Genomic DNA, 22,054 nt, shown 5'->3' on the forward strand with positions numbered 1-22,054 from the left:
GAGTTTGGCGATGACCGGAACCAAAATCTTCTCGCATGCCGGCGAGGGTGCGTGGACGCCGACGCCGGATGGCAACCGCAGACGCGTGCTCCTGCACACGGATGAACTTATGATGGTCGAGTTCGGTTTCGACAAGGGCGGCGTCGGCGCGCTGCACTCACACCCGCACGTCCAGGCGAGCTACGTCGCCGAAGGTCGCTTCGAGGTCACCATCGACGGCAGGACCGAGGTCCTGGAGACCGGCAGCAGCTTCATCGTTCCTTCCAACCTTGTCCATGGCGTCAAGGCGCTGGAGGCGGGACGACTGGTCGACAGCTTTACGCCGTACCGCGCGGATTTCCTCGACTGAGCTGCGGGCCCGAAGATCAGGCAGCCGGTTCTCATAACGAAAAACCCGCGCCTCCGGAGAGACGCGGGCGTGTTGCCTGGGCGCTTGTGGCGCCGCGGTACTCAAAACATCACCGCAGAACCTGAACCTGCCGAATGATGGTGAAGATAGGATTAACCGCTCCGAGGCGGCGCGATATTCACAGTCAAGGCGAATAGGGGCTGGAACGGCGGTCCGATATCGGCCAATGAGAGAGAAGGTCGCTTCAGGCGGTGCCGAGGGCGGGACCAGAGGGGTCGATAAATGTTCGAATCTGCTGTCCAGGCAATCACCTGGCGATTCGCCGGGGAATTTCGGCAGGTCGTATCCCCGAAAGTTCTGTAATGCAGATTGCAGCGAGCATCCCGGCAGAGGATTCCAAGCGGCGCATTCTGAAGGATGTGTTCGGCTTCGATGACTTTCGTCTCGGCCAGGCGGCCGTGATGGAGGCGCTGCTGGCCGAGCGCCATGTGCTGGCTGTCATGCCGACCGGCGCCGGCAAATCGCTCTGCTACCAGGTCCCGGCGCTGGTCCTGGGCGGGCTCACCATTGTCGTTTCGCCGCTGGTGGCGCTGATGCAGGATCAGGTCGCCGCATTGCGCCTTGCCGGCGTGGCGGCCGATACGATCAATTCCTCACTCGACCGCGATGCCAATGTCGCTGCATGGCGCCGCGTCGCGGCAGGCCAGACGCGCCTGCTCTACCTTGCACCGGAGCGGCTCATGACGGTGCGAATGCTCGAGGCGTTGACCAAGCTCGATGTCCGGCTGATCGCCATCGACGAGGCACATTGCATCTCGCAATGGGGACCGGCGTTCCGGCGCGAATACGAAGAATTGTCACGGCTGCGCGGCATCTTCCCCGATGTGCCGATCATTGCGTTGACGGCGACGGCGGACGAGGCGACGCGCACCGACATTGCCGCGCAACTGTTCGACGGGCGCGTCGATACCGTGGTGCTCGGCTTCGACCGGCCGAACATCAAGCTAAGCATCGAGCCCAAGCAGGACAGCAAGCGCCAATTGCTAGGTTTCGTGCAGCGCCATGCGGGCCGCAGCGGAATCGTCTATTGCCTGTCGCGCAAAAAGACCGAAGAGATGGCGGCGTTCCTCGAGCGGAACGGCGTACGCGCGCTCGCCTATCATGCCGGCATGAGCAAGGACGCGCGTGAAGCGAATCAAAATGCTTTCATGACCTTGTCCGGCGTGGTGATGGTGGCGACCATCGCCTTCGGCATGGGGATCGACAAGCCGGATGTCGCCTATGTTTTCCACACCGACCTGCCGGGCAGCTTGGAGGCCTATTATCAGGAAATCGGGCGGGCGGGCCGCGACGGGCGGGCGGCCGAGGCACATATGCTCTTCGGTCTCGGCGATATACGCATGCGCCGGCTTTTCATCGAAGACGAGGATGCGCCGGCTGAGCACAAAAGGCGCGCGCATGGCCGGCTCGATACGCTGATCGGTTATTGCGAGACGACGCAGTGCCGCCGTCAGATCCTGCTTGGCTATTTCGGCGAAAGTGCTTCGCCTTGCGGCAATTGCGACAACTGCCTCGACCAGGCGCCGCATGCGGATGGCGAGGCGGAGGCGCGGATCATCCTGGCGGCGATCGCACAGACCGGCGAGCGCTTCGGCGCCGCCCATGTCGTCGATGTCCTGCTCGGCCATGAGACCGAGAAGGTCCTGGACAGGAACCACCACAGGCTTGCCAGCTTCGGCACCGGTGTGGTGCATAAAAAGAGTTTCTTGCTGTCGCTGCTCCGCCAACTCGTCGCGGGAGGGTTCCTGACATTGAACTCAGCCGGCCATGGCAGCCTCGCCATTGCCGAGAAGGGCCGTGCGCTGGCTCGGGGCGAGGCTTCATTCCGGTATCGCTTGGACGCGCGCCAGTCATCGCGAGGCAAGATACGTCCTGAGGATACCGCAGCAGGCACGGAAGGTCTGGATTCGGCGCTGCTGGCCGCGCTCAAGGCTGTACGGCTGCGTCTTGCCCGGGAACGCCAGGTGCCGGCCTTCGTGATCTTTTCGGATCGTACACTGATCGATATGGCTGAACGCTGCCCGCGCGATCTGGACGCCTTCGCCGCGGTCAACGGCGTCGGCGCCGCCAAGCTCAAGGATTTCGGCGAGATATTCCTCGGCGCGATCGCTGCGCATCAATCCGGTGTGGCGGGCTGAAGACCCACTTCAGTGACGCAATCAGCACCGGCTTCGTCTCGCCGCTGCAATCGCAGCCTCCTGCTGCCGCAAGCGCTCGATCTTCGCACTCTGGCGGGCAGCCACGGTCGAGGCGACACGCTGCCCTCCCAACAGCCAGCCCGGAATGTTGGTGTGGACGACTTTGCCGCGAGCAATGGCCGTTGCCGACATTTCGTCAGCGACCGCGCCCATCGCCACGTTAAGCTCGACGCAACTCATCTTGTCGTATTTCGCAGCACCAAAGGATGCCGGCAAAGGCGATGCGCAACTTCCGACAAACATCAGGCTGCATATCAGAGGCGCGGCCGTGGAGATCGCCTTCATTCCCTTATCAGGCACGTTGATGCCGGACGGGCGGATTTCCGGAGGGCTCTCGATCTCGGGCCGCGAAGCGCTCCCGAGGTTCCGCGTAACTGAAGCATGTGACCTCTACAATACTCTGTGCTGACCGTCCTGTTTGTCTTCGAAGAATTCCGAGAGAACCGCTGCGATCCTTTCGGGGTGCTCTTCCGGGAAAAAGTGCCCGCCTTGGACAGCGCGTCCTTCCACTCTGTCGGTCCATTTCCTCCAGATGGCCAGCGGCCCGCCTTCTTGCGCATACCAGTTCTCCAGGGCGCCTTCGCCACTCCATAGCGCCAGTAGCGGACACTCGATGCGACGACCGTTTGCCTGGTCCAGCGCGTCATGTTCACGATCGATCGTCGCAGCGGCGCGATACTCTTCGCAGATGGCATGAATATGCGCGGGATCGCGAAGCGCATCAACATAGGCGTTCCTGACCTCTTTGGAGACCATTTTCGCCGACGATCCCCATTGCGTTATTGCATCGTCGACGACGGCATCGGGAGCCGCGCCTATCAGACGTTCCGGCAGGGGCTCCGGCTGGGCAAGAAGGCTCCACGGCCAGAAGCCGAGAGCCAGTCTGGCATCCGCCCGATCCCATGTTGCGGCGGTGGGGATGATGTCGAGGACCGCGATTTTGAGGACTTTGTCGGGATGGTCGAGCGCCAGGCGATAGGCAAACCCGCCCGCCACGACCATGCCCGGCAACCATGAACCGCTCAAACCCCAGTTGCTTCATGGCTTGAACCATGTCGCCGGCCATGGCGCGTTTGGCGTATGGGCTATGATCGGCAGAGGAAACCGGGCATCCGCTTTGCCCATAGCCTCGAAGGTCGGCGGCGACCACCGTGAAGCGGGGCGCCAAGGCTGCGGCGACATCCCTCCACATCAGATGCGTTTCTGGAAAACCGTGAAGAAGCAGCAGCGGCGGACCGGTGCCACCGACCCTTGCGAAAATGGTCGTATCGTCCAGTCGCAAGCTGGTGGCTCTGAAACCTGCAAACACCGTCAGCCTCCTCGGGCGTCCTTAGACAAGCTCTCTAAGGGCGCTAACGGTCGCCTGAGGCGAAAACCCCGGTCGCGATGGCAAGGGTTCAAGCCGGCTAGTTGCTAGAATCGAAACCAGACCCAGGCGCGCCTGCGGAAGCACCGCCTGCGCCGATAGCCGTTTCGCCAGTAAACGCGACAGACCCTTCTCCAACCGCGCCGGCGGCGGCGACGCGGCCGGTGCCACCGGCGATGATAGACTGGTTGCAACTCTGCTTGAGTTTCGTCGTCGTCGAAGGTCTCGACATCCGGCGCCTCGAGTTCATCGAGAATGCCGCTTCTGGCAGTTGGAACGCCGGCCACTGCGTTGATTGGCCGAACTGTGCTTGCAAGGGCCGCAGCCCCGGCAATGCCAAACATTCCTGTCAAAAATAGTCGCCGATCCATGGAAACCTCCCGATCTTCAACCAGCGATAGAACAAGGCTAACGATGGGGAGATAGCGCAGTCGGTGCAAACGCCCAGAGCCGCGCGGCGATTAGCGGTGGTCCGGTCGGCCGGCGGGTGTTGCCTCGTCCTCGAAGTGGGATGGCTACCTCGATCGACAAACACCCGGAACTTTCTGAATGGATGGCGGGCCGAAAACAATGAAGATCGAATGACCGTCTACGCCATAGCCACCCAATTTCACGCTACTCGCGTCGCAAGGAGGCTTGACTGCCATCCTACCAGAAGGTAGGTAAGGGCATGAGCAACTTGTCTACCACCTCTGACGACATCCTGGCTTGTGCGCGTTCACTGATCGTCGCTGGCGGCTACAACGGTTTCAGTTATGCCGACATCGCTGATGTGGTCGGGATCCGTAAGGCGAGCATCCATCACCATTTCCCAAGCAAGGTCGATCTGGTCCGAACGCTGGTTGCGCGGTATCGGGAAGAAGCTGAAGCGGGGATGGCAAATGTCGAACTTCACGAATCCGATCCGCTCGAACAGTTGCGGATCTATGCCGGGTATTGGGAAGCCTGTATTGCGGACGCCAGCGCCCCGTTTTGTATCTGCGCGCTGTTGGCAAGCGAGCTCCCCGTGCTGCCCGAGGAAGTTGGCCTTGAGGTCCGGGCGCATTTCCGCTCCCTGTCGGCTTGGCTGACATCCGTGCTCGAGCGCGGCGCGCGGCACGGCCAATTTCAACTGATGAGTACCCCTCGTGCCGAGGCCGAAGCGTTCATGGCGACTGTTCACGGCGCGATGCTTTCGGCACGGGCCTATGGCGATCCGAAGATATTCGGCGTCGTGACAGGCTCGGCACTGGAGCGGCTCCGCGCCCCCAAGATACGGCTCTAGATCTCAAATAACCGTAATGCAATCGCTCTGCGACGTTCGTCGAGAGCCTCTACCTACTAGTCGAAAGGACGATCCAATGACGGTTCACAGTGGCGATCTTTCCCGCGCCAGCCAGGAACAATGGCTCAAGCTCTATTACTTCGCTCGGACGGCGTTCTCGGCTGTCTGGGTGGCGGCTGCCTTTACGGTGGGACAGAATTCCGGGGTGATCGCGGCGGTGTTGCTCGTGACTTATCCTGCATGGGATGCCCTCGCCAATTTTGTCGACGCATCGCGCAGCGGAGGATTGGGACGGAATCGCACGCAGACCATCAACGTCGTGGTCAGTGTGGCGACAACGCTTGCGGTCGTTGTTGCGCTGAAGATGAGCATGAATTGGGTGCTCGGGGTCTTCGGTCTATGGGCGATCCTGTCTGGCTTGCTTCAACTCGGCACCGCAGTCCGCCGTTGGAAGAGCTCTGGTGCGCAGTGGGCGATGGTCCTGAGCGGAGGGCAATCAGCACTGGCAGGCACGTTTTTCATCGCGCAGGCGCGGATGCCGATGCCGCCATCCATCACCAACGTGGCCGGCTATGCCGCAGTAGGCGCCCTCTACTTCCTGGTTTCGGCGGTTTGGCTGAGCGTGAGCCAATTGCGGCGGAAAGCTGCATAGCTCTTCATCTTGAGCCAGCACCGCGCCCGATCAGAGGTCTGTCAGCTGCTAGCATCGGTTCGCCAAACAGAACGACCCACCCTTACCCCTAAGGACTGAAAATGAGACCGATGTGTTTGGAATTTCACCACCCGGCTGGGGCTAGCCGCTCATCCAAGGCATCTCGATCGCGCCGAACGATACAGCGATCCCGAGGGCCATCAGCGCAATGCCCAAAGCAACTTCGAAGCGGCGGCCGCGCTGCAGCAGCTTCTCGACGAAGACGACCAGCGTCAACAGCAGCATCCAGGCGACGCTCAAGACGCCCACCGCGACCAGCACGGCAAACAGAGCCCAGCAGCAACCAAAGCAATAGAGTCCGTGCCGCAGCCCCATCTCGAGTGCGCCAACCCGCCCGTCGCGCCAATGCTGCGCAACGAAAGCGAGCGGCGAACGGCAATGGCTGAGGCAAATGTGCTTGAGGGTCGTGAATTGGTAGAGTCCGGCCACGCCAAGCGTCATACCGAGCGCGAGCGGCGCCCATTTCGAACGCTGAGGCGGATCGAGGCTCGACGCAAACTCGCTTCCTAGCTGGACCAGGACATACACAAGAAGGCCCGCCGCCGCCCAGACGAGCATGTAGCCGGCGACGAATATCCACGCCGGGATGGCGACGTGCTGTTCGCGCCTAGCCTGCGCCGCCGCGAACATAAAGATCATGGGCGCGGCCGCCGGCAGCATCATAGCAGCCATCATCACCGTCCATACAGCAAGAAAGGCGGCGGCGCCGGCGAGTGACCAACCGTCGGCGGCAATTCCGGCCGTCGCCATGCCGGCCATGCCTTCCATACCCTCCATCCCGCCGCGCACCGCAATGCCCATAGGCATATCCATGCTGAGGGTCAGCGCCCACGCCGCCGCTGTTAGCACGACGAGCGATGCGAGAAGGCCGAGCGGCATGCCACGCAAATTCCGGAGCCGCCACGATTTCCCGGGGAACGCGTCAGGCATCGGCACGTCCCTAGTTCGGGCCGGTCCAGTCGAACGGAATGTGTTTGCTCGAGCGGGCCGTGCCCGTCCAGTCGAGCCCGAAGCCTTTGGTGCTCACCTCGACCGAACGCCCCCAGGTGGCAACCTGGCCCGGGCCGACCTCCGAGCCCGGCGGGTTGATCGTCTGCACCCGCTTGCCGGGTGGTGTCGTGGGACCTGAAAGCGCTTCCGCATGCCCGACGACGAGGCCAGGAATCTCGACCCGCCAGGTGGCAAGGTCGCCCGCCACCTCGAAAGTGATCGGCACGAACTCCATGCCACGCATCTCGCCGATGTTGGCGGCAAAACCCGCCGGCCAGCCGCCAGCCTGCCCGCCGAAGATCGCCTGCAGGGCTTCACGTTGCCGCTCGTTCGCCTTCTCGTCGAGGTACATGCCCATCACGGCCTTTGCCTCGCCGGCCCATAGATTGCCTTCGAACTCGCCGAGCGCCACCAGCGACAGGCCGTCGAGCTTCACGTCGCCATACTGACCCTCGCGTACATGCTAGGCGAGCACGCCCTGGCAGTGATTGCCGGTCGGCCGCTGGGCGAACTCGCAAGGGCAAGGGATATCGCAGCTGCAGATGTCGAACCAGTCGCCTGCGAGCCGCCATTGAGGCACTGCATTCATGGCTCTTCCTCCCGGAATGTAGCGCCATTTATACGTCGAAGGCGGGGCGCACTCCAGCAGTTAGTGCATCGCTCGCTGATTTTGGTGGACTTGCCGCCCCAGACCGAAGTCACCGCGTTTTGATCAGCAACTGCTCGCAACAGAACCCAGCCGCCATCCAGTGCGACCACGGAGGTGGTTTCTTGCTCCGTTCCATGTGATCGATGAGGTCGTGGGTAGGTTCGCGACGGGTCGATCACCAAATACACGATCCGGCTGACACTCGCTTGACCCACACTGCGAACTGACAACCTTCCGCAACACCGCTCGGCTGCTTCGTCAACGATCTAGCGGGCCAAGGGTTAACGCCGGCTGCAATTGAGCTCCGCGGCTTCACGAGCATTTATGGCTGAGTTAGGCAGGCAAAAATCAAGAGAATGAAATTAGGATCACTGGCGGAGAGGGAGGGATTCGAACCCCCGATGGGCTTGCACCCATGCCGCATTTCGAGTGCGGTGCATTCGACCACTCTGCCACCTCTCCGCGGTCATGGTCCGCCGTTGCCGGCGCGGCGCACTAGATAACGGCTGGACAGGCAGGTTACAAGGGCCAATCTGCCCCGGCGCCGCAGGTTCCCGTTCGTGCTTTCTTCAAGGCTCCGGTAGCCGCTGTTCGATATTTGCCGGACTGGGCTCAACTCATTCGCCGCTTGCCCGCGGCGCTTGCCTTGACTCAAGCCGAACCTTCGGTTAGGGACAGCGCGCAATCGGCGTGGAGGGATCTTCCGCGCCGCTTGTTTTTTGAACCCGCAGACTGACAAAAAGACGGCCGAACCGCCTGAAGCGGTTCATCAAGGCCGACCGAACAGCGAAAGGCAAAAAATGTTCGCAGTCATCAAAACGGGCGGCAAGCAGTATCGCGTTGCCGCCAACGATCTCCTGAAGATCGAAAAACTCGAAGCCAATGTCGGCGACATCGTCGAAATCGGTAATGTGCTCGCGCATGGCGAGGGCGAGAACGTCACGTTCGGCGCGCCGTTCGTCGATGGTGCGATGGTCACCGCCGAAGTCGTCGAGCAGGGCAAGAACCGCACCGTCATCGCCTTCAAGAAGCGCCGCCGGCAGAATTCGCGCCGCAAGATCGGCCATCGCCAGCTTTTGACCACCGTCAGGATCGCCGAGATCCTGCTGGCTGGCGCCAAGCCAGCGAAGAAGGCCGCGGCCAAGACCGAAGCGAAGGCCGAGATTGCAGCCAAGACCGAGGCGAAGGCTGAAGCCGCGCCGAAGGCCGCAGCGAAGGCAGAGGCTGCGCCGAAGAAGGAAGCCAAGGCTGAGACGACCGAGGACAAGACTGCCGAAGCCGCCGCACCGTTGTTCAAGGCGCCGAAGGGCGAGCCGGACGATCTGACGGTGATCAAGGGCATCGGCCCGGTTGCCGCCGGCCAGCTCAACGAACAGGGCATCACCACCTTCGCCCAGATCGCCAAGCTGTCCGACAAGGATGTCGCCAAGATCGACGAGCACATGCCGTTCAGCGCCGACCAGATCAAGGACTGGCGCGAGCAGGCCAAGGAATTGGCGAAGAAGTAGAACGAACCGGCGCAATCGTCGCCGGATCGGACTTGAAACGGAACGCGAACGCGTTCATAAGATCGTTTAGGCGCCTCACGGCGCATCGGAGTAGTTAGATGGCACACAAGAAAGCTGGCGGATCGTCGCGCAATGGTCGCGACTCCCATTCCAAGCGGCTCGGCGTGAAGAAGTTCGGCGGCGAAGCCGTGATTCCGGGCAACATCATCATTCGTCAGCGCGGCACGACGTGGCATCCCGGCACCAATGTCGGCATTGGCACGGACCACACGCTGTTTGCGCTGGAAGCTGGCGCAGTCACCTTCAACAAAAAAGCCAATGGCCGAACCTACGTATCGGTGAACCCGATGACGAAGGCAGCGGAGTAGCCGGTTCCGCACGAGAACACCGGCACCCATCTCGGGACCGGTGTCTGGCCAAGCCAGGAAAAGGATCAGGGGAGATGGGTTTCCATCTCCCTTTTTTCTTGCCTGGAGGACTTTGACATGGTTGCCGAAGCGGAAGACTCAGACGACGAAAGTTACACGATAGATTGCCCGGTGCTCGCGACCGAGCGGCTGGTCATGCGTGCCCCGCGTGAAAGCGACATCGAGCAATTGGTGGCGCTCGCCGACAACCGCCATGTCGCGGAAATGCTGGCTCGCATGCCGCATCCCTATGGCGAGGCGGAGGCACGCGCTTTCCTGGCCATGACGGCATCGCGCCGGGCCGGAATTGCCTATGCGTTGACGCTGGCCGGCACCGAGACCTTCGTCGGCTGTGCCGGGCTCAACACCACGGATCGCGGGTTGGAGCTCGGCTACTGGATCGGCGAGCCGTACTGGAAACGCGGATACGCGACGGAAGCGGCGCACGCACTGGTCGACCTTGCGTTCCAGAGAACCACGATCCAGGTGCTGCACGCCTCGACGCGGGTGATCAATCCGGCCTCGCGCCGGGTCATCCACAAATGCGGCTTCCAGTATGCCGGCCAGGGCATGCTGAATTCGATCGTTGCCGGTCAGGTGCCGGTCGAGCGCTATCGCCTCGATCGCAAGACCTGGACCAGCCTGCGGAACTGGGTGCATTTCTGAGGCATGCCGATATTCAGGTGATGCCGGCCTGCAAATGGCGGCTTCCTGCGCTTCCGGTGCTCACGTACTTTAAGTACGCTCCGCTCCGGTTCTCGGAAGCCACCACTCTCGGCACGGTCTGACCTGAATCTCGACACACCTCGGCGCGAAAGATTGCGGACCAACGTTGACGTCACGCTATCTCGACCCAGACCGGCAAGTGGTCCGAACCGGCCGCTTGCCGGTCGACCCACAGGCGCCTCAGCGATTTGGCAAGCGAAGCGCTGGTGAAGATGTAGTCGATGCACTTGTGGCGGCTGGCATCGTCCGGCCGCTTGGGGTCGACCCAGGTGACGAGATCGGCGCCGGCAGCGCCGAGGCGCGCGGCGGCATCGACGGCGAGGTCGGCGGTCACCGGCATGCCGAATTCATGGTCAGGCTGGCCGGCGAGTTCGACATGTTCCGGCGATCCGGCCAGCATGTTGAAGTCGCCCATGACGACGAAGGCATCGGGACAAGGCAGCTCCGGCAAGCCGATCTCGGCGACGCCGGAGAGCCCGCCGCCCTCGAGCGGGTAGTTCAACAGGCGCAGGCGCAGAAAGCGGATCTGGCTCAGGCGTTCGACCGGGCTGCGATGGTCGAGATGGGTGGAATAGAAGCGGACGAAGCCAAGCGGTGTTTCGATCAGCGCCTCCAGCGCGCCGCGCTGGAAGTTCATCGCCTCGAAACTGCGGCTGCGCGGCAAAAGGAGATTGCGCGACAGGTGGATCGGCGTTCTCGACAGCACCATGTTGCCGAGCTGGAAGGTGGTCGTGATGGCGCGGCCGTTCTCCACGTGCGAGCCGGCGTCGGCCTCGAAATTACTGCCGTAGACTGAGAAGTATTCGGACAGCGCCTCGCCGAGCTCGGCCACCATGTCGCGGCCGCCATTCTTCGGGTTGGCGCGGGTGACCTCCTGCAGCGCGATCACGTCGGCGCCGCGCACGGCATCGGCGATACGGCCGACATCATAGCGGCCGTCGAGACCGACGCCGTAGTGGATATTGTAAGTTACCAGCTTCATTCCGACATCTCGCGCTTGGAAAGCCGAAGATCGATTTTCGGCAAGGGTCAACCAAATGCTACGCGTCAACCAAATGCTACGCGTCCAGAGATACGCGCGACGTTACAGTAGCAAAAACGGCCCTCGCCCTTTGACCCGCCTTGGTTTAGAGCAATCCCGCAAAGCCAATAGCAGAAACCATACAATCCGATGAAATTTCTCGATCAAGCCAAGGTCTACATCCGCTCCGGCGACGGCGGCGCCGGTTCGGTGTCGTTCCGGCGCGAAAAGTTCATCGAGTTCGGCGGCCCGGACGGCGGCGATGGCGGCCGCGGCGGCGATGTCTGGGTCGAGGCGGTCGATGGGCTGAACACGCTGATCGACTATCGCTACCAGCAGCATTTCAAGGCCAAGACCGGGACGCACGGCATGGGCCGCAACATGACCGGTGCCAAGGGTGCCGACGTGATGCTGAAAGTGCCAGCCGGAACACAGGTCTTTGCCGAGGACAATGAGACACTGATCTGCGATCTGACGGTCGTCGGCCAGCGCTTCCTGTTGGCCAAGGGCGGCAATGGCGGCTTCGGCAACCAGCATTTCAAGACCTCGACCAACCAGGCGCCGCGCCGCGCCAATCCCGGACTGCCGGGCGAAGAGCTTAATATCTGGCTCAGGCTGAAGCTGATCGCCGATGCCGGCCTGGTCGGGCTGCCCAATGCCGGCAAGTCGACCTTTCTGGCGGCGGTCACCGCGGCCAAGCCAAAGATCGCCGACTATCCCTTCACCACGCTGCATCCGGGCCTTGGCGTGGCCCGCATCGACGGTCGTGAATTCGTCATCGCCGACATTCCCGGCCTGATCGAAGGCGCGCATGAAGGTGTCGGCATCGGCGACCGCTTCCTCGGCCATGTCGAACGCACGCGCGTCCTTCTGCATCTTGTCTCGGCGCAGGAAGAAAATCCGGCCAAGGCCTACAAGACCGTGCGCGCCGAGCTCGAAGCCTACGGCAACGGGCTGACCGACAAGGTCGAAATCGTCGCGCTTTCCCAGGTCGACATACTCGATGCCGACGCACGCAAGAAAAAGACCGCCTCGCTGAAACGCGCCGCTGGCCGCGCGCCGATGCTGCTTTCGGCGGTCACCGGCGAAGGCGTCGAAGCGGTGTTGCGCGCGCTGATGTCTGTGGTGGCCGATGCGCGCGAGGCTGTCGCTGCGCCGGTCGAGACGCGCTGGAACACGTAGCCATGGCCGCGCAATCGCTGAAAAATTATCGGCGCATTGCCGTCAAGATCGGCTCGGCGCTGCTTGTCGACCGCACGACGGGCCTGAAGCGCGACTGGCTGGCCTCGCTTGCCGACGACATCGCCGTGCTGGCCAATGGCGGCGCCGAAATTCTCGTCGTGTCTTCCGGGGCGATTGCACTCGGCCGCACCATCCTCGGCCTCGGCAAGCGAGCGCTGAAGCTCGAGGAGAGCCAGGCCGCTGCTGCCGTCGGGCAGATCGCATTGGCCGGCGGCTGGTCGGATGCGCTCGGCAAGTATGGTTTGAAATCGGGCCAGATCCTGTTGACCCTCGGCGACACCGAAGAGCGCCGCCGCTACCTGAATGCGCGCGCGACGATCTCGACGCTGCTCAAGATGAAGGCAGTGCCGGTCATCAACGAGAACGACACGGTGGCGACGTCGGAAATCCGCTATGGCGACAACGACCGGCTGGCGGCGCGTGTCGCCACCATGATGGGCGCCGATCTTTTGGTGCTGCTTTCCGACATTGACGGGCTCTACACGGCACCGCCAGCGCGCGATCTGCAAGCCCGGTTCATTCCGGTCGTCGACCGCATCACCCCCGATATCGAGGCGATGGCGGGTGCTGCCGCTTCGGAATTATCTCGCGGCGGCATGCGCACCAAGCTCGACGCCGGCAAGATCGCCACCGCCGCCGGCACCGCCATGATCATCACATCGGGCACGCGGCTGTCGCCGCTGCTGGCAATCGAGCGCGGCGAGCGCGCCACGTTCTTCCGGCCGAGCGCCAATCCGGTCAAGGGCTATAAGACCTGGATCGCCGGGCAGCTCGAACCGGCGGGGCGGCTGACCGTCGACGCCGGCGCCATCGGCGCGCTGCTCTCCGGCAAGTCGCTGCTGCCGGCCGGCGTCAAACTGGTCAGCGGCAATTTTGCGCGTGGCGACACGGTGGCGATCCTGTCGCCCGAGGGCCGCGAGATAGCGCGCGGACTGGTTGCCTATGATGCCGCCGATGCCGTAAGGATCGCTGGCCTAAGGACGACCGAGATCGAAACCGTGCTCGGCTACGAGGCGCGTTCGGCGATGATCCACCGCGATGACCTTGTGGTGAGCCATGCCGGTGGCGAGCAAATAGTCGGTGACCGGCTTACATAGCGGAGGATGAGCCATGCTGACGCTGCATGAAAAATCCCGGGATGATACCGTGGCGCTGATGGCCGATATCGGCCGCCGCGCGCGTGCCGCAGCCCGACCGCTGGCCATAGCTGCGGCCGAGCGCAAGCACACGGCGCTGCTCGGCATGGCTCAGGCGATCCTTCGACATGAGCAGGATATCCTCGACGCCAATGCCATCGACATCAGAAATGGCGAGGAGGCTGGCCTATCGGCAGCGTCGATGGATCGGCTGAAGCTCGATCCCGCTCGCATCCGCGCCATGGCAGACGGCATCAGCGAGATCGCCGGGTTACGCGATCCGGTCGGCGATGTCATTGCCGCATGGGAGCGGCCGAACGGGTTGCATATCGAACGGGTGCGCACGCCACTCGGCGTCGTCGGCGTCATCTATGAGAGCCGGCCGAACGTGACCGCCGATGCCGGTGCGCTCTGCCTCAAGGCGGGCAATCCGGTGATCCTGCGCGGCGGCTCGGATTCGGTGAATTCTTCCGCGGCAATCCATGCCTGCCTGGTCGAGGGGCTCAAGGCAGCCGGGCTGCCGGAGGATGCCATACAATTGGTGCCGACCACCGATCGCGCCGCCGTCGGCGAAATGCTGAAAGGGCTTTCCGGCAATCTCGAGGTCATCATTCCGCGCGGCGGCCGCAGCCTGGTCGAGCGTGTGCAAAACGAGGCACGGGTGCCGGTCTTCGCGCATCTCGAGGGCATCTGCCATCTCTATATCGACCGATCGGCTGATCTCGACATGGCGGTCAAGATCGCGGTCAATGCCAAGATGCGGCGCACCGGGGTGTGCGGTGCTGCCGAGACGCTGCTGGTCGACCGTGCCGTCGCCGGCACGCACCTGGTGCCGATCCTCGAGGCCCTACGGGCGGCAGGCTGCGAGATCCATGCCGATGCCGGGGTGCTGAGGCTTTATGCCGATGCCCAGCCGGCGACCGATGCAGACTGGGTGACCGAATATCTCGACGCCATCATTGCGGTGAAGCTGGTCGACGGCATTGGCGGCGCCATCGAGCATATCGAGACGTTTTCCTCGCATCACACCGAGGCGATCATCGCCGAGGATGCAAAGGCCGTCGAACGGTTCTTCAACGAGATCGATTCGGCGATCCTTCTGCACAACGCCTCGACCCAGTTTGCCGATGGCGGCGAGTTCGGCATGGGCGCCGAAATCGGCATCGCCACCGGCAAGATGCATGCACGCGGGCCGGTCGGCGTCGAACAACTGACGTCCTTCAAATATCGCGTACGCGGGTCGGGACAGGTGAGGCCTTGAATCCGTTCGCAGTCAGAGCCTGAGAGGCGTGCGCCCAGCCACCCCCCTCTGTCCTGCCGGACATCCCCCCCGCAAGGGGGGAGATCGGATGTCGCATATACTTTCGCCAATTTTCGATGTCGCACTAAGGGCGCCAGGGATGAAGCTGACAATCTCCCCCCTTGAGGGGGAGATGCCCGGCAGGGCAGAGGGGGGTGCCTGACGCATGCTTGCCTTGTCCGAACATGCCATATCCTCTCATTACCTCAAGATGCCGCATGCCGGGAAAGGCGTGGCGGTCGGGCTGTTTGGCGGTTCGTTCAACCCGCCGCATGCCGGCCATGCGCTGGTCGCCGAGATCGCGCTCAGACGCCTTGCGCTCGACCAGCTGTGGTGGATGGTGACGCCCGGCAATCCGCTCAAGAATGCCGGAGACCTGGCGCCGCTGGCCGAGCGGCTGCAGCTATCCGAAAAGATCGCGAAGAACCCGAAGATCAAGGTCACCGCATTCGAGGCGGCCCACCGCGTCCGCTTCACCGCCGACACGCTGGCGCTGGTCAAGGCGCGTAACCCGGGCGTCGATTTCGTCTGGATCATGGGGGCCGACTCGCTTCGCGACTTCCACCGCTGGCAGCGCTGGCGCCGCATCGTCATGACGTTCCCGATCGCGGTGGTCGACCGGCCAGGCGCGACGCTGTCGTTCCTGTCGTCGGTGGTCGCCAAGACCTTCGACTATGCCCGCGTCGACGAAGGCGACGCACCGCGGCTCGCCCGCATGACGGCGCCGGCCTGGACCTTCATTCACGGCCCGCGTTCGTCGCTGTCGTCGAGCGCGATCCGCAAGGTGGGAAAGGGCTGAGCCAACACGGAAGGCAAGACCGGTGATGTCGCTTTTGCCGCTGCCTTGATCTGCTTGATGGGCGATCCTCGGTAATGACGATTCTCGAGCGCGACCAGGACAAGAACGGTCTAGGGCAGCCGGCGCCGTCGATCGCCATTGCCAGCATCCTCTTGTCGATGGCGCTGATCGCCGTCGGCAATGGGCTGATGTTCGCCTATATCCCAGTTCGGCTCGGCGCCGAGGGCTTCGATCCGACATGGGCGGGGCTGATCGTCACCGGCCTTTCGGCTGGCGGCCTCGCCGGCTGTATCCTGACCGGGCCGCTGGTGCGGCGTGTCGGCCATGCCCGCGTGTTCATGGTGCTGTCGGCACTGATCGTGCTGTCCAACGCCGCGGTCGGCGCCGGGCCGCACCCATTGCCATGGATCGCTGCACGGGCGCTCTACGGCTTTGCCATATGCGGCCTGTTCATCGTCGCGCAGAGCTGGCTGAACGATGTCGTTGCCAACGCCATCCGCGGCCGGGTCATGGCTATCTTCTACGTTGCCTATGTCGCCGGGCTCGGCGTCGGCTACTCGACACTGGCGTTGATCGATATCCGCGCGGCTGACGCGCCGCTGATCGGGATTGCCTTCACCGCGCTGTCGATCCTTCCCGTCGGGCTGACGCGGCTCGCGCAGCCGCCGGCGCCGCAAGCGGCGTCGGTGGCGCTCGGCAGGGCCTGGCGGATCTCACCGGTCGGCGTTGCCGGCATGCTTGCCGTCGGTGGCCTGTCGATGACCATTTCGGGTTTTGCGCCAATCCATGCCACCGCCAAGGGCTACAGCCAGGCCGACGTCGCCTTGCTGCTTTCGGCAATGCCGGTCGGCACGCTGATCCTGCAGATCCCGCTCGGCTGGATTTCCGACCGCACCGACCGGCGCTTTGTGCTGATCGCGGCGTCGGCGCTTGCCGCCGCGGCGGGCCTGTTTGCCCTCGGTTTCGACGGTGGCGCGCTGGCGGCGCTGCTCGTCATCTACGTGGTCTGGGACGGCGCCTCGGAATCGATCTACTCTCTGGCCAGCGCCCATGCCGGCGACCGCGCCGGCAAGGACGACATGGTGGCGTTGTCGAGCTCGCTTTTGTTTGCCTGGTCGCTATCCGGCTTCGTCGTGCCCGGCATTGTGACCGGGCTTTCCGCCATCTACGGCACGCAAGCCTTCATCTATGTGGCGATCGTCATTGCCGCCGCCTATTGCCTGTTCGTTCTCTGGCGCGTCGTCGTGGTGCGGCCGGTGCCCGCCACCGAGACCGGCAGTTTCGCGCCAATGACGGCGCAGGCGCCGTTGCCTGTCGATCTCGCCTTCGCGCCCGAAGATCAGCGCCGGCGCGAAGGACTTTGAACACCCTCCAGCTGGTTTCAAATGCTCTATTGCCGCGTGGCTGAGGCATCCGGCTGAGGCGCCTGCGGCGCCGGCGCTGGTATTGAAAGGCCTTCGGCATCGAATGCCTGCTTGACGCTCTTAGTGAGGTCGATCTGGGCGACGAAGAAATCGGCGGCCGCCGTCCAGTAGCGCAAGGTGATGGCGACGGTGCTGTCGCCGACGGTCGCGACAAAGGCGATCGGCGCCGGCTGCCGCCTGACGCGCCGGTCGGCGGCGGCGACGCCAAGCATGGTCTTTTGCGCGAAATCGATGTCGTTCCACGAGCCGATGTTGAGCGTGATGTCGCCGCGGCGCACGCCGTTGCGGGTGAAATTGCGGACCGGCTGGTTCCACAGGGTCGAGTTGGGTGCAAGCACGTAGACGCCTTCGACCGTCCTCAGCGTTGTGGCAAACAGCCCGATCTCCTCGACGGTACCGGATATGGCGCCGACTTCGACATATTCGCCGATGCGGAACGGCCGCAGCGCCAGGAGCATGATACCGGCGGCAATGTTCTGCAGCGTGCCTTGCAGCGCCAGGCCGATGGCCAGGCCGGCGGCACCGATAGCGGCAATGATCGAAGCCGTCTGCACGCCGAACTGGCCGAGAACCATGATCACGACAAGCCCCAGGATGGCGTAGCGGACGACCTGCGAGAAGAAATGGCGGAGCGTTTCGTCGAAGCCGTGAACGTGGCCGAGGCCGGCATAGATCGAACGCTCGGCGAGGCCGGCGACGATGTAGCCGATGACCAGCAGGATGACGGCGCCGACCGCCGAAAGCGAGTAAGAAACGATCAGCATGCTGAGCTGCGCAAGGCCGGATTGCACGGTGAGGAGAGCGTTCTGGGGATCGATTGGCATGTCGGGATTCCGGTTCGTGGATGAGCCGATAACCGCTGCGGGGCGAGGCGGTTCCGAATTTCTGGCCCGAAAAGCCGGATATTCGGCCGCTGCCGGGCGCCTGCTTGCGAGCGGTGTCTTGAAACTGCAACCTAACTCTGCCTATCTAAGCAGTGTCACCTGATTTCAGAGGTGATTTGGTTGTTCTTGCTGCGAAAGGAAATACACTGAGAACAGCACTGCGGAAGAAGGCCGACATCGTGCCTTCGCCGGCCGGGATCAGCGTAAACGACGCCGTGTCCCGCGCCATCAAGACAGTCCTTGCCAGTCTGGAAGACTCCAAGGCCGAAAACATCGTCTCAATCGACATCCAGGGAAAATCGAGCCTCGGCGACTACATGGTCGTTGCATCGGGCCGATCGCACCGTCATGTCTCGGCTGTCGCCGATCATCTCCTCAAGGCGCTCAAGGATGCCGGGCTCGGCACGGCGCGCGTCGAGGGGCTGGCTGGCGCCGACTGGGTCCTGATCGATTCGGGCGACATCATCGTCCATGTCTTCCGCCCCGAGGTCCGCGACTTCTACAATCTCGAAAAGATGTGGCAGGCGCCTGATCTCGAGGAGGAGACCCTCCACTGAGCCGTATTCGTCTTGATGCATGTCGTTGTCCGACATGCATCAGCGGCTCTTCGAGGCAGGGATGAAGATTACCGTTCATGCCGTGGGCCGAATGAAAGCCGGCCCCGAGAAGCAGTTGGCCGACCGCTATTTCGAGCGTTTTGCCAAGAGCGGCCCTGCCGTAGGCCTCGAATTCGCCGGGATCGTCGAGATTTCCGAAGGCCGCGCGCAGACGGCCAATGAGCGCCGGCGCGAGGAAGGCCAGAAGCTGCAGACGCACTTGCAACCGGGCACGGCGCTGATGCTGCTGGATGAGCGCGGCAAGAACCTTTCCTCCGAGGATTTCGCCGGCCGCATGGGCTCGCTGCGCGATGGCGGGCGCAAGGCGCTGGTGATCGCCATTGGCGGCGCCGACGGCCATGACCAGTCGCTGCGCGACCTGGCTGATCTGACGGTGTCGCTCGGCGCACAGACCTGGCCGCATCAACTGGTCCGCGTGATGCTGGGCGAGCAGCTTTACAGGGCGGCCACGATCCTTTCCGGCCACCCCTACCATCGTTCATGAAGTCGACTCGGTCGGCGAATTGACGCCAGTCGCCCGGATTTTTGCCCCAATGCTCATCGACAGTTTGGGCTCACGGGGTTTGCGGATGGCGGCCGGGGCTCGAACATGGTTGATGGTTCGTTAACGAAGCCGCGCATAGAGTTAGGCTTCAATGTCTGAAGACTGGAAATCACGAACGGGCTCCTGGCGCGTGCGCTGCGGCATCGCCGTGGCGACGATCGCGCTTTCGCTCGGCGTCGCGCGGGCCGAGAACACGCTCGACCTGGCGCCCGACCCGGACCAGAGCCGCGCCGAATACGAAAAAGTATCGAAAGAGATCACGCTGTCGTCCGAGCGGCTGGCCAAGCTCGCCGCCGACATAGCGGCGGTCAAGAAGGACCACGCCTCGATCACAGCCGCGCTGATCCAGTCGGCGATGACCGAGCAGAAGCTCGGCCAGGACATCGAGGACATTGGCGGCAAGCTCGAGGGGCTGAAGGCGCAGGAGCAGAAGATCCGCGCCTCACTGGCGGCTAGACGCGATGTTCTGGCCGAAGTGCTCGGCGCTCTGCAGCGCATGGGGCTTAACCCGCCGCCGGCGATCCTGGTCAAGCCGGAGGACGCATTGTCGTCGGTGCGCAGCGCCATCCTGCTCGGTGCCGTGGTGCCGGAACTGCGCCAGCAGACCGACATGTTGCTGGCCGACCTCAAAGAGCAGTCGCGGGTGACGGGCTCGATCGAGGCCGAGCGGGCGCGGCTGACGGCAGCGGTCGGCGAGCAGGCGGCGGAAAAAAAGCGGCTCGGCATGCTGCTCGAAGCCAAGCAGAAGCTCGCCGCCGATACGCAAACCGCGCTGGCCGCCGAAAAGCAGCGGTCCGCGACGCTGGCGGCCAAGGCCGGCAGCCTGAAAGAACTGATCGCCTCGCTCGAGGCCGATAGGGCCCGCAAGGCGGCGGATGCGGCCAAGGCAGCCGAGCAAAAGACGGCGGACGCCGACAAGGGCCCGGCATCAACCCCGGCCCCGACGGAATTGGCCTCGCTGCCGGTGCCGGAGAGCAACAGGCTCACCGCTGCCGCGCCGTTTTCCGCGCTTCAAGGGCAGATCGCGCTGCCGGTCACCGGCAGGATCAAGCGGCGCTTCGGCGCCAACGACGGTAACGGCGCGGTGATGCTCGGTGACATGGTTGCGACACAATCGGGAGCCATCGTCACAGCGCCGGCGGATGGAAATGTGCTTTATGCGGGGCCTTTCCGCTCTTACGGTCAACTCTTGATCCTGAATGCGGGTGACGGCTATCATGTCGTCCTGGCGGGGATGAGCAGAATCAGCGTCGCGTCTGGCCAGTCGGTGCTCGCAGGAGAGCCGGTCGGCGCGATGGGAGAGGCCCGGGTGGCGAGCACCTCGGCATCGAAGAATGGAAATGCCACGCCGGAGCTCTATGTCGAGTTCCGCAAGGATGGAAAACCCGTCGATCCGGCCCCATGGTGGGCGGACCGTTTTTCTGGAAGGACGTGAATGATGCGGAAACTGTCGCTTCTGTTTGCCGGTGCGCTGATGGGTGCATCGGCGATGAGCCTGGTCTATGGCGCGCCCGGCTCGACGGCGAAGGCTGCGGGCTCCGAGACCTATAAGCAACTGGCGATCTTCGGCGATATCTTCGAACGGGTGCGGGCGAATTATGTGACGCCGCCCGACGACAAGTCGCTGGTTGAAAATGCCATTAACGGCATGCTGTCCTCGCTCGACCCGCACTCCTCCTACATGAACGCCGAAGAAGCGCAGGACATGCGCGTGCAAACCAAGGGCGAGTTCGGCGGCCTCGGCATCGAGGTCACCATGGAAAACGATCTGGTCAAGGTGATCACGCCGATTGACGATACGCCGGCCGCCAAGGCTGGTGTACTCGCCGGCGACTATATCGCCAAGATCGACGGCGAGGAGGTCCGCGGCCTGACGCTCAACGACGCCGTCGAGAAGATGCGCGGGCTGGTCAACACGCCGATCAAGCTCACTATCCTGCGCCAGGGCGCCGACAAGCCGATCGAACTGACGGTGGTGCGCGACATCATCAAGGTCAAGGCGGTCAAGTTCCGGGTCGAAAACGACATCGGATACATGAAGATCACCTCCTTTACCGAAAAGACCTATGACGATCTCGAGAATGCCATCGACACCATCAAGAAGCAGGTGCCGAACGACAAGCTCAAGGGCTATGTGCTCGACCTGCGCCTCAATCCGGGCGGTTTGCTCGACCAGGCGGTGAGCGTTTCGGATGCCTTCCTCGACCGTGGCGAGATCGTCTCGACGCGCGGCCGCGATCCGAAGGACGTCACCCGCTTCGACGCGCGCGCCGGCGATGACATCGGCGGCAAGCCGCTGATCGTGCTCGTCAATGGCGGCTCGGCCAGTGCATCGGAAATCGTTGCCGGCGCGCTGCAGGATCTGCGCCGCGCCACGGTGGTCGGCACGCAATCCTTCGGCAAGGGTTCAGTGCAGACCATCATCCCACTTGGTGAGAACGGGGCGCTGCGGTTGACGACGGCGCTCTATTACACGCCGTCCGGCAAGTCGATCCAGGGCAAGGGTATCACGCCCGACATCAAGGTCGACCAACCGCTGCCGGCGGAACTGCAGGGCAGGGACCTGACGCGCGGCGAATCCGACCTCAAGGGCCACATCAAGGGCGCCGACGAAGGCACGACCGGTTCGGGTTCGGCAGCCTATGTGCCGCCGGAACCGAAGGACGATTTGCAGCTCATCTATGCCGAGCAGCTGCTGCGCGGCCAGAAGACGGATCCGGCGTTCCCGCCGAATCCGCAAAAGGCCGTGTTGAACCAGTAAGGGCGGCAAGCCGGGCCAAACAGGTCTGGCTGCCTGAGCGAAGCGATGCGATGCTGCCGGGGCCGCGAGGCTCCGGCAGTTTGATTCGGGGCTGCGG

At 63.3% G+C, this 22,054-nt stretch carries 20 protein-coding genes, 1 tRNA gene and 2 pseudogenes; 16 read left to right on the forward strand and 7 right to left on the reverse strand.

The features are described from left to right. The first annotated feature begins 10 nt into the window (after positions 1-10). Both NKH13_RS00380 and recQ read left to right on the forward strand, forming a co-directional pair. On the forward strand, positions 11-349 hold the full coding sequence (locus tag NKH13_RS00380) for a cupin domain-containing protein (RefSeq protein WP_352721859.1): 339 nt from the start codon (positions 11-13) through the stop codon (positions 347-349). Between the two features lie 362 nt (positions 350-711). Further along, on the forward strand, positions 712-2,547 hold the full coding sequence (recQ, locus tag NKH13_RS00385) for a DNA helicase RecQ (RefSeq protein ID WP_352721861.1): 1,836 nt from the start codon (positions 712-714) through the stop codon (positions 2,545-2,547). A 21-nt stretch (positions 2,548-2,568) separates the two neighbouring features. On the opposite strand, the gene NKH13_RS00390 is transcribed toward recQ, so the two are convergent. Next, positions 2,569-2,823: a hypothetical protein gene (locus NKH13_RS00390; protein WP_352909785.1), complete on the reverse strand. Its 255-nt coding sequence runs from the start codon at positions 2,821-2,823 to the stop codon at positions 2,569-2,571. Between the two features lie 174 nt (positions 2,824-2,997). After that, positions 2,998-3,916 (reverse strand): annotated as a pseudogene (locus NKH13_RS00395) (alpha/beta fold hydrolase). 727 nt (positions 3,917-4,643) lie between these two features. Here NKH13_RS00395 and NKH13_RS00400 point away from each other — a divergent pair. Beyond that, complete coding sequence (locus NKH13_RS00400; RefSeq protein WP_352909787.1) at positions 4,644-5,237, forward strand: TetR/AcrR family transcriptional regulator; 594 nt, start codon at positions 4,644-4,646, stop codon at positions 5,235-5,237. A gap of 76 nt (positions 5,238-5,313) precedes the next feature. Further along, complete coding sequence (locus NKH13_RS00405) at positions 5,314-5,889, forward strand: DUF308 domain-containing protein (protein WP_352721867.1); 576 nt, start codon at positions 5,314-5,316, stop codon at positions 5,887-5,889. A gap of 141 nt (positions 5,890-6,030) precedes the next feature. On the opposite strand, the gene NKH13_RS00410 is transcribed toward NKH13_RS00405, so the two are convergent. The 3 genes and pseudogenes from NKH13_RS00410 to NKH13_RS00420 all read right to left on the reverse strand — a co-directional run bounded on the left by NKH13_RS00410 (position 6,031) and on the right by NKH13_RS00420 (position 8,050). Further along, positions 6,031-6,828: a DUF2182 domain-containing protein gene (locus NKH13_RS00410; RefSeq protein ID WP_352721868.1), complete on the reverse strand. Its 798-nt coding sequence runs from the start codon at positions 6,826-6,828 to the stop codon at positions 6,031-6,033. Positions 6,829-6,889: 61 nt separating this feature from the next. Next, a pseudogene (locus tag NKH13_RS00415) lies at positions 6,890-7,528 on the reverse strand (DUF1326 domain-containing protein). Between the two features lie 432 nt (positions 7,529-7,960). Continuing rightward, positions 7,961-8,050, reverse strand: a tRNA-Ser gene (locus NKH13_RS00420). 338 nt (positions 8,051-8,388) lie between these two features. On the opposite strand from NKH13_RS00420, the gene NKH13_RS00425 reads away from it, so the two are divergent. From NKH13_RS00425 to NKH13_RS00435, 3 genes are all read left to right on the forward strand, one after another. Further along, positions 8,389-9,096, forward strand: a complete 708-nt coding sequence (locus NKH13_RS00425; RefSeq protein WP_352909791.1) for a 50S ribosomal protein L21 — start codon at positions 8,389-8,391, stop codon at positions 9,094-9,096. Between the two features lie 98 nt (positions 9,097-9,194). Then, a complete protein-coding gene (gene rpmA / locus NKH13_RS00430; protein WP_023678077.1) occupies positions 9,195-9,464 on the forward strand; it encodes a 50S ribosomal protein L27 in 270 nt (89 codons plus the stop codon). 117 nt (positions 9,465-9,581) lie between these two features. Then, positions 9,582-10,169 (forward strand): GNAT family N-acetyltransferase, encoded by a 588-nt coding sequence (locus tag NKH13_RS00435; protein WP_254820471.1) that lies wholly within the window; start codon positions 9,582-9,584, stop codon positions 10,167-10,169. Between the two features lie 172 nt (positions 10,170-10,341). Here NKH13_RS00435 and NKH13_RS00440 read toward each other — a convergent pair whose 3' ends face one another. After that, positions 10,342-11,211: an endonuclease/exonuclease/phosphatase family protein gene (locus tag NKH13_RS00440; RefSeq protein ID WP_352909794.1), complete on the reverse strand. Its 870-nt coding sequence runs from the start codon at positions 11,209-11,211 to the stop codon at positions 10,342-10,344. Positions 11,212-11,400: 189 nt separating this feature from the next. On the opposite strand from NKH13_RS00440, the gene obgE reads away from it, so the two are divergent. From obgE to NKH13_RS00465, 5 genes are all read left to right on the forward strand, one after another. After that, positions 11,401-12,432, forward strand: a complete 1,032-nt coding sequence (gene obgE, locus NKH13_RS00445) for a GTPase ObgE (protein ID WP_352909797.1) — start codon at positions 11,401-11,403, stop codon at positions 12,430-12,432. A 2-nt stretch (positions 12,433-12,434) separates the two neighbouring features. Beyond that, complete coding sequence (gene proB, locus NKH13_RS00450; RefSeq protein ID WP_352909799.1) at positions 12,435-13,589, forward strand: glutamate 5-kinase; 1,155 nt, start codon at positions 12,435-12,437, stop codon at positions 13,587-13,589. 13 nt (positions 13,590-13,602) lie between these two features. Then, positions 13,603-14,889, forward strand: a complete 1,287-nt coding sequence (locus NKH13_RS00455; protein WP_352909801.1) for a glutamate-5-semialdehyde dehydrogenase — start codon at positions 13,603-13,605, stop codon at positions 14,887-14,889. Positions 14,890-15,139: 250 nt separating this feature from the next. Continuing rightward, positions 15,140-15,727, forward strand: coding sequence for a nicotinate-nucleotide adenylyltransferase (locus NKH13_RS00460; RefSeq protein ID WP_352910771.1), 588 nt, complete (start codon positions 15,140-15,142; stop codon positions 15,725-15,727). A 74-nt stretch (positions 15,728-15,801) separates the two neighbouring features. After that, positions 15,802-17,091 carry an MFS transporter gene (locus tag NKH13_RS00465; protein WP_352714529.1) on the forward strand — a complete coding sequence of 430 codons (1,290 nt, stop codon included), beginning with the start codon at positions 15,802-15,804 and terminating at the stop codon, positions 17,089-17,091. 26 nt (positions 17,092-17,117) lie between these two features. Here NKH13_RS00465 and NKH13_RS00470 read toward each other — a convergent pair whose 3' ends face one another. Continuing rightward, a complete protein-coding gene (locus tag NKH13_RS00470) occupies positions 17,118-17,975 on the reverse strand; it encodes a mechanosensitive ion channel family protein (protein ID WP_352714527.1) in 858 nt (285 codons plus the stop codon). A gap of 239 nt (positions 17,976-18,214) precedes the next feature. On the opposite strand from NKH13_RS00470, the gene rsfS reads away from it, so the two are divergent. The 4 genes from rsfS to NKH13_RS00490 all read left to right on the forward strand — a co-directional run bounded on the left by rsfS (position 18,215) and on the right by NKH13_RS00490 (position 21,957). Then, the gene (rsfS, locus tag NKH13_RS00475) at positions 18,215-18,592 is read left to right on the forward strand and encodes a ribosome silencing factor (protein WP_023678068.1); all 378 of its coding nucleotides are present in this window, start codon (positions 18,215-18,217) and stop codon (positions 18,590-18,592) included. Positions 18,593-18,653: 61 nt separating this feature from the next. After that, a complete protein-coding gene (rlmH, locus tag NKH13_RS00480; RefSeq protein WP_352714525.1) occupies positions 18,654-19,136 on the forward strand; it encodes a 23S rRNA (pseudouridine(1915)-N(3))-methyltransferase RlmH in 483 nt (160 codons plus the stop codon). 151 nt (positions 19,137-19,287) lie between these two features. After that, positions 19,288-20,631, forward strand: a complete 1,344-nt coding sequence (locus NKH13_RS00485; protein ID WP_352909806.1) for a murein hydrolase activator EnvC family protein — start codon at positions 19,288-19,290, stop codon at positions 20,629-20,631. After that, positions 20,632-21,957, forward strand: coding sequence for a S41 family peptidase (locus NKH13_RS00490; protein WP_023719673.1), 1,326 nt, complete (start codon positions 20,632-20,634; stop codon positions 21,955-21,957). It abuts the gene before it with no gap. The last annotated feature ends 97 nt before the right edge of the window (positions 21,958-22,054 follow it).

Origin of the sequence: Mesorhizobium sp. M1348 (assembly GCF_040317925.1) — a bacterium.
Classification (GTDB): Bacteria; Pseudomonadota; Alphaproteobacteria; order Rhizobiales; family Rhizobiaceae; genus Mesorhizobium.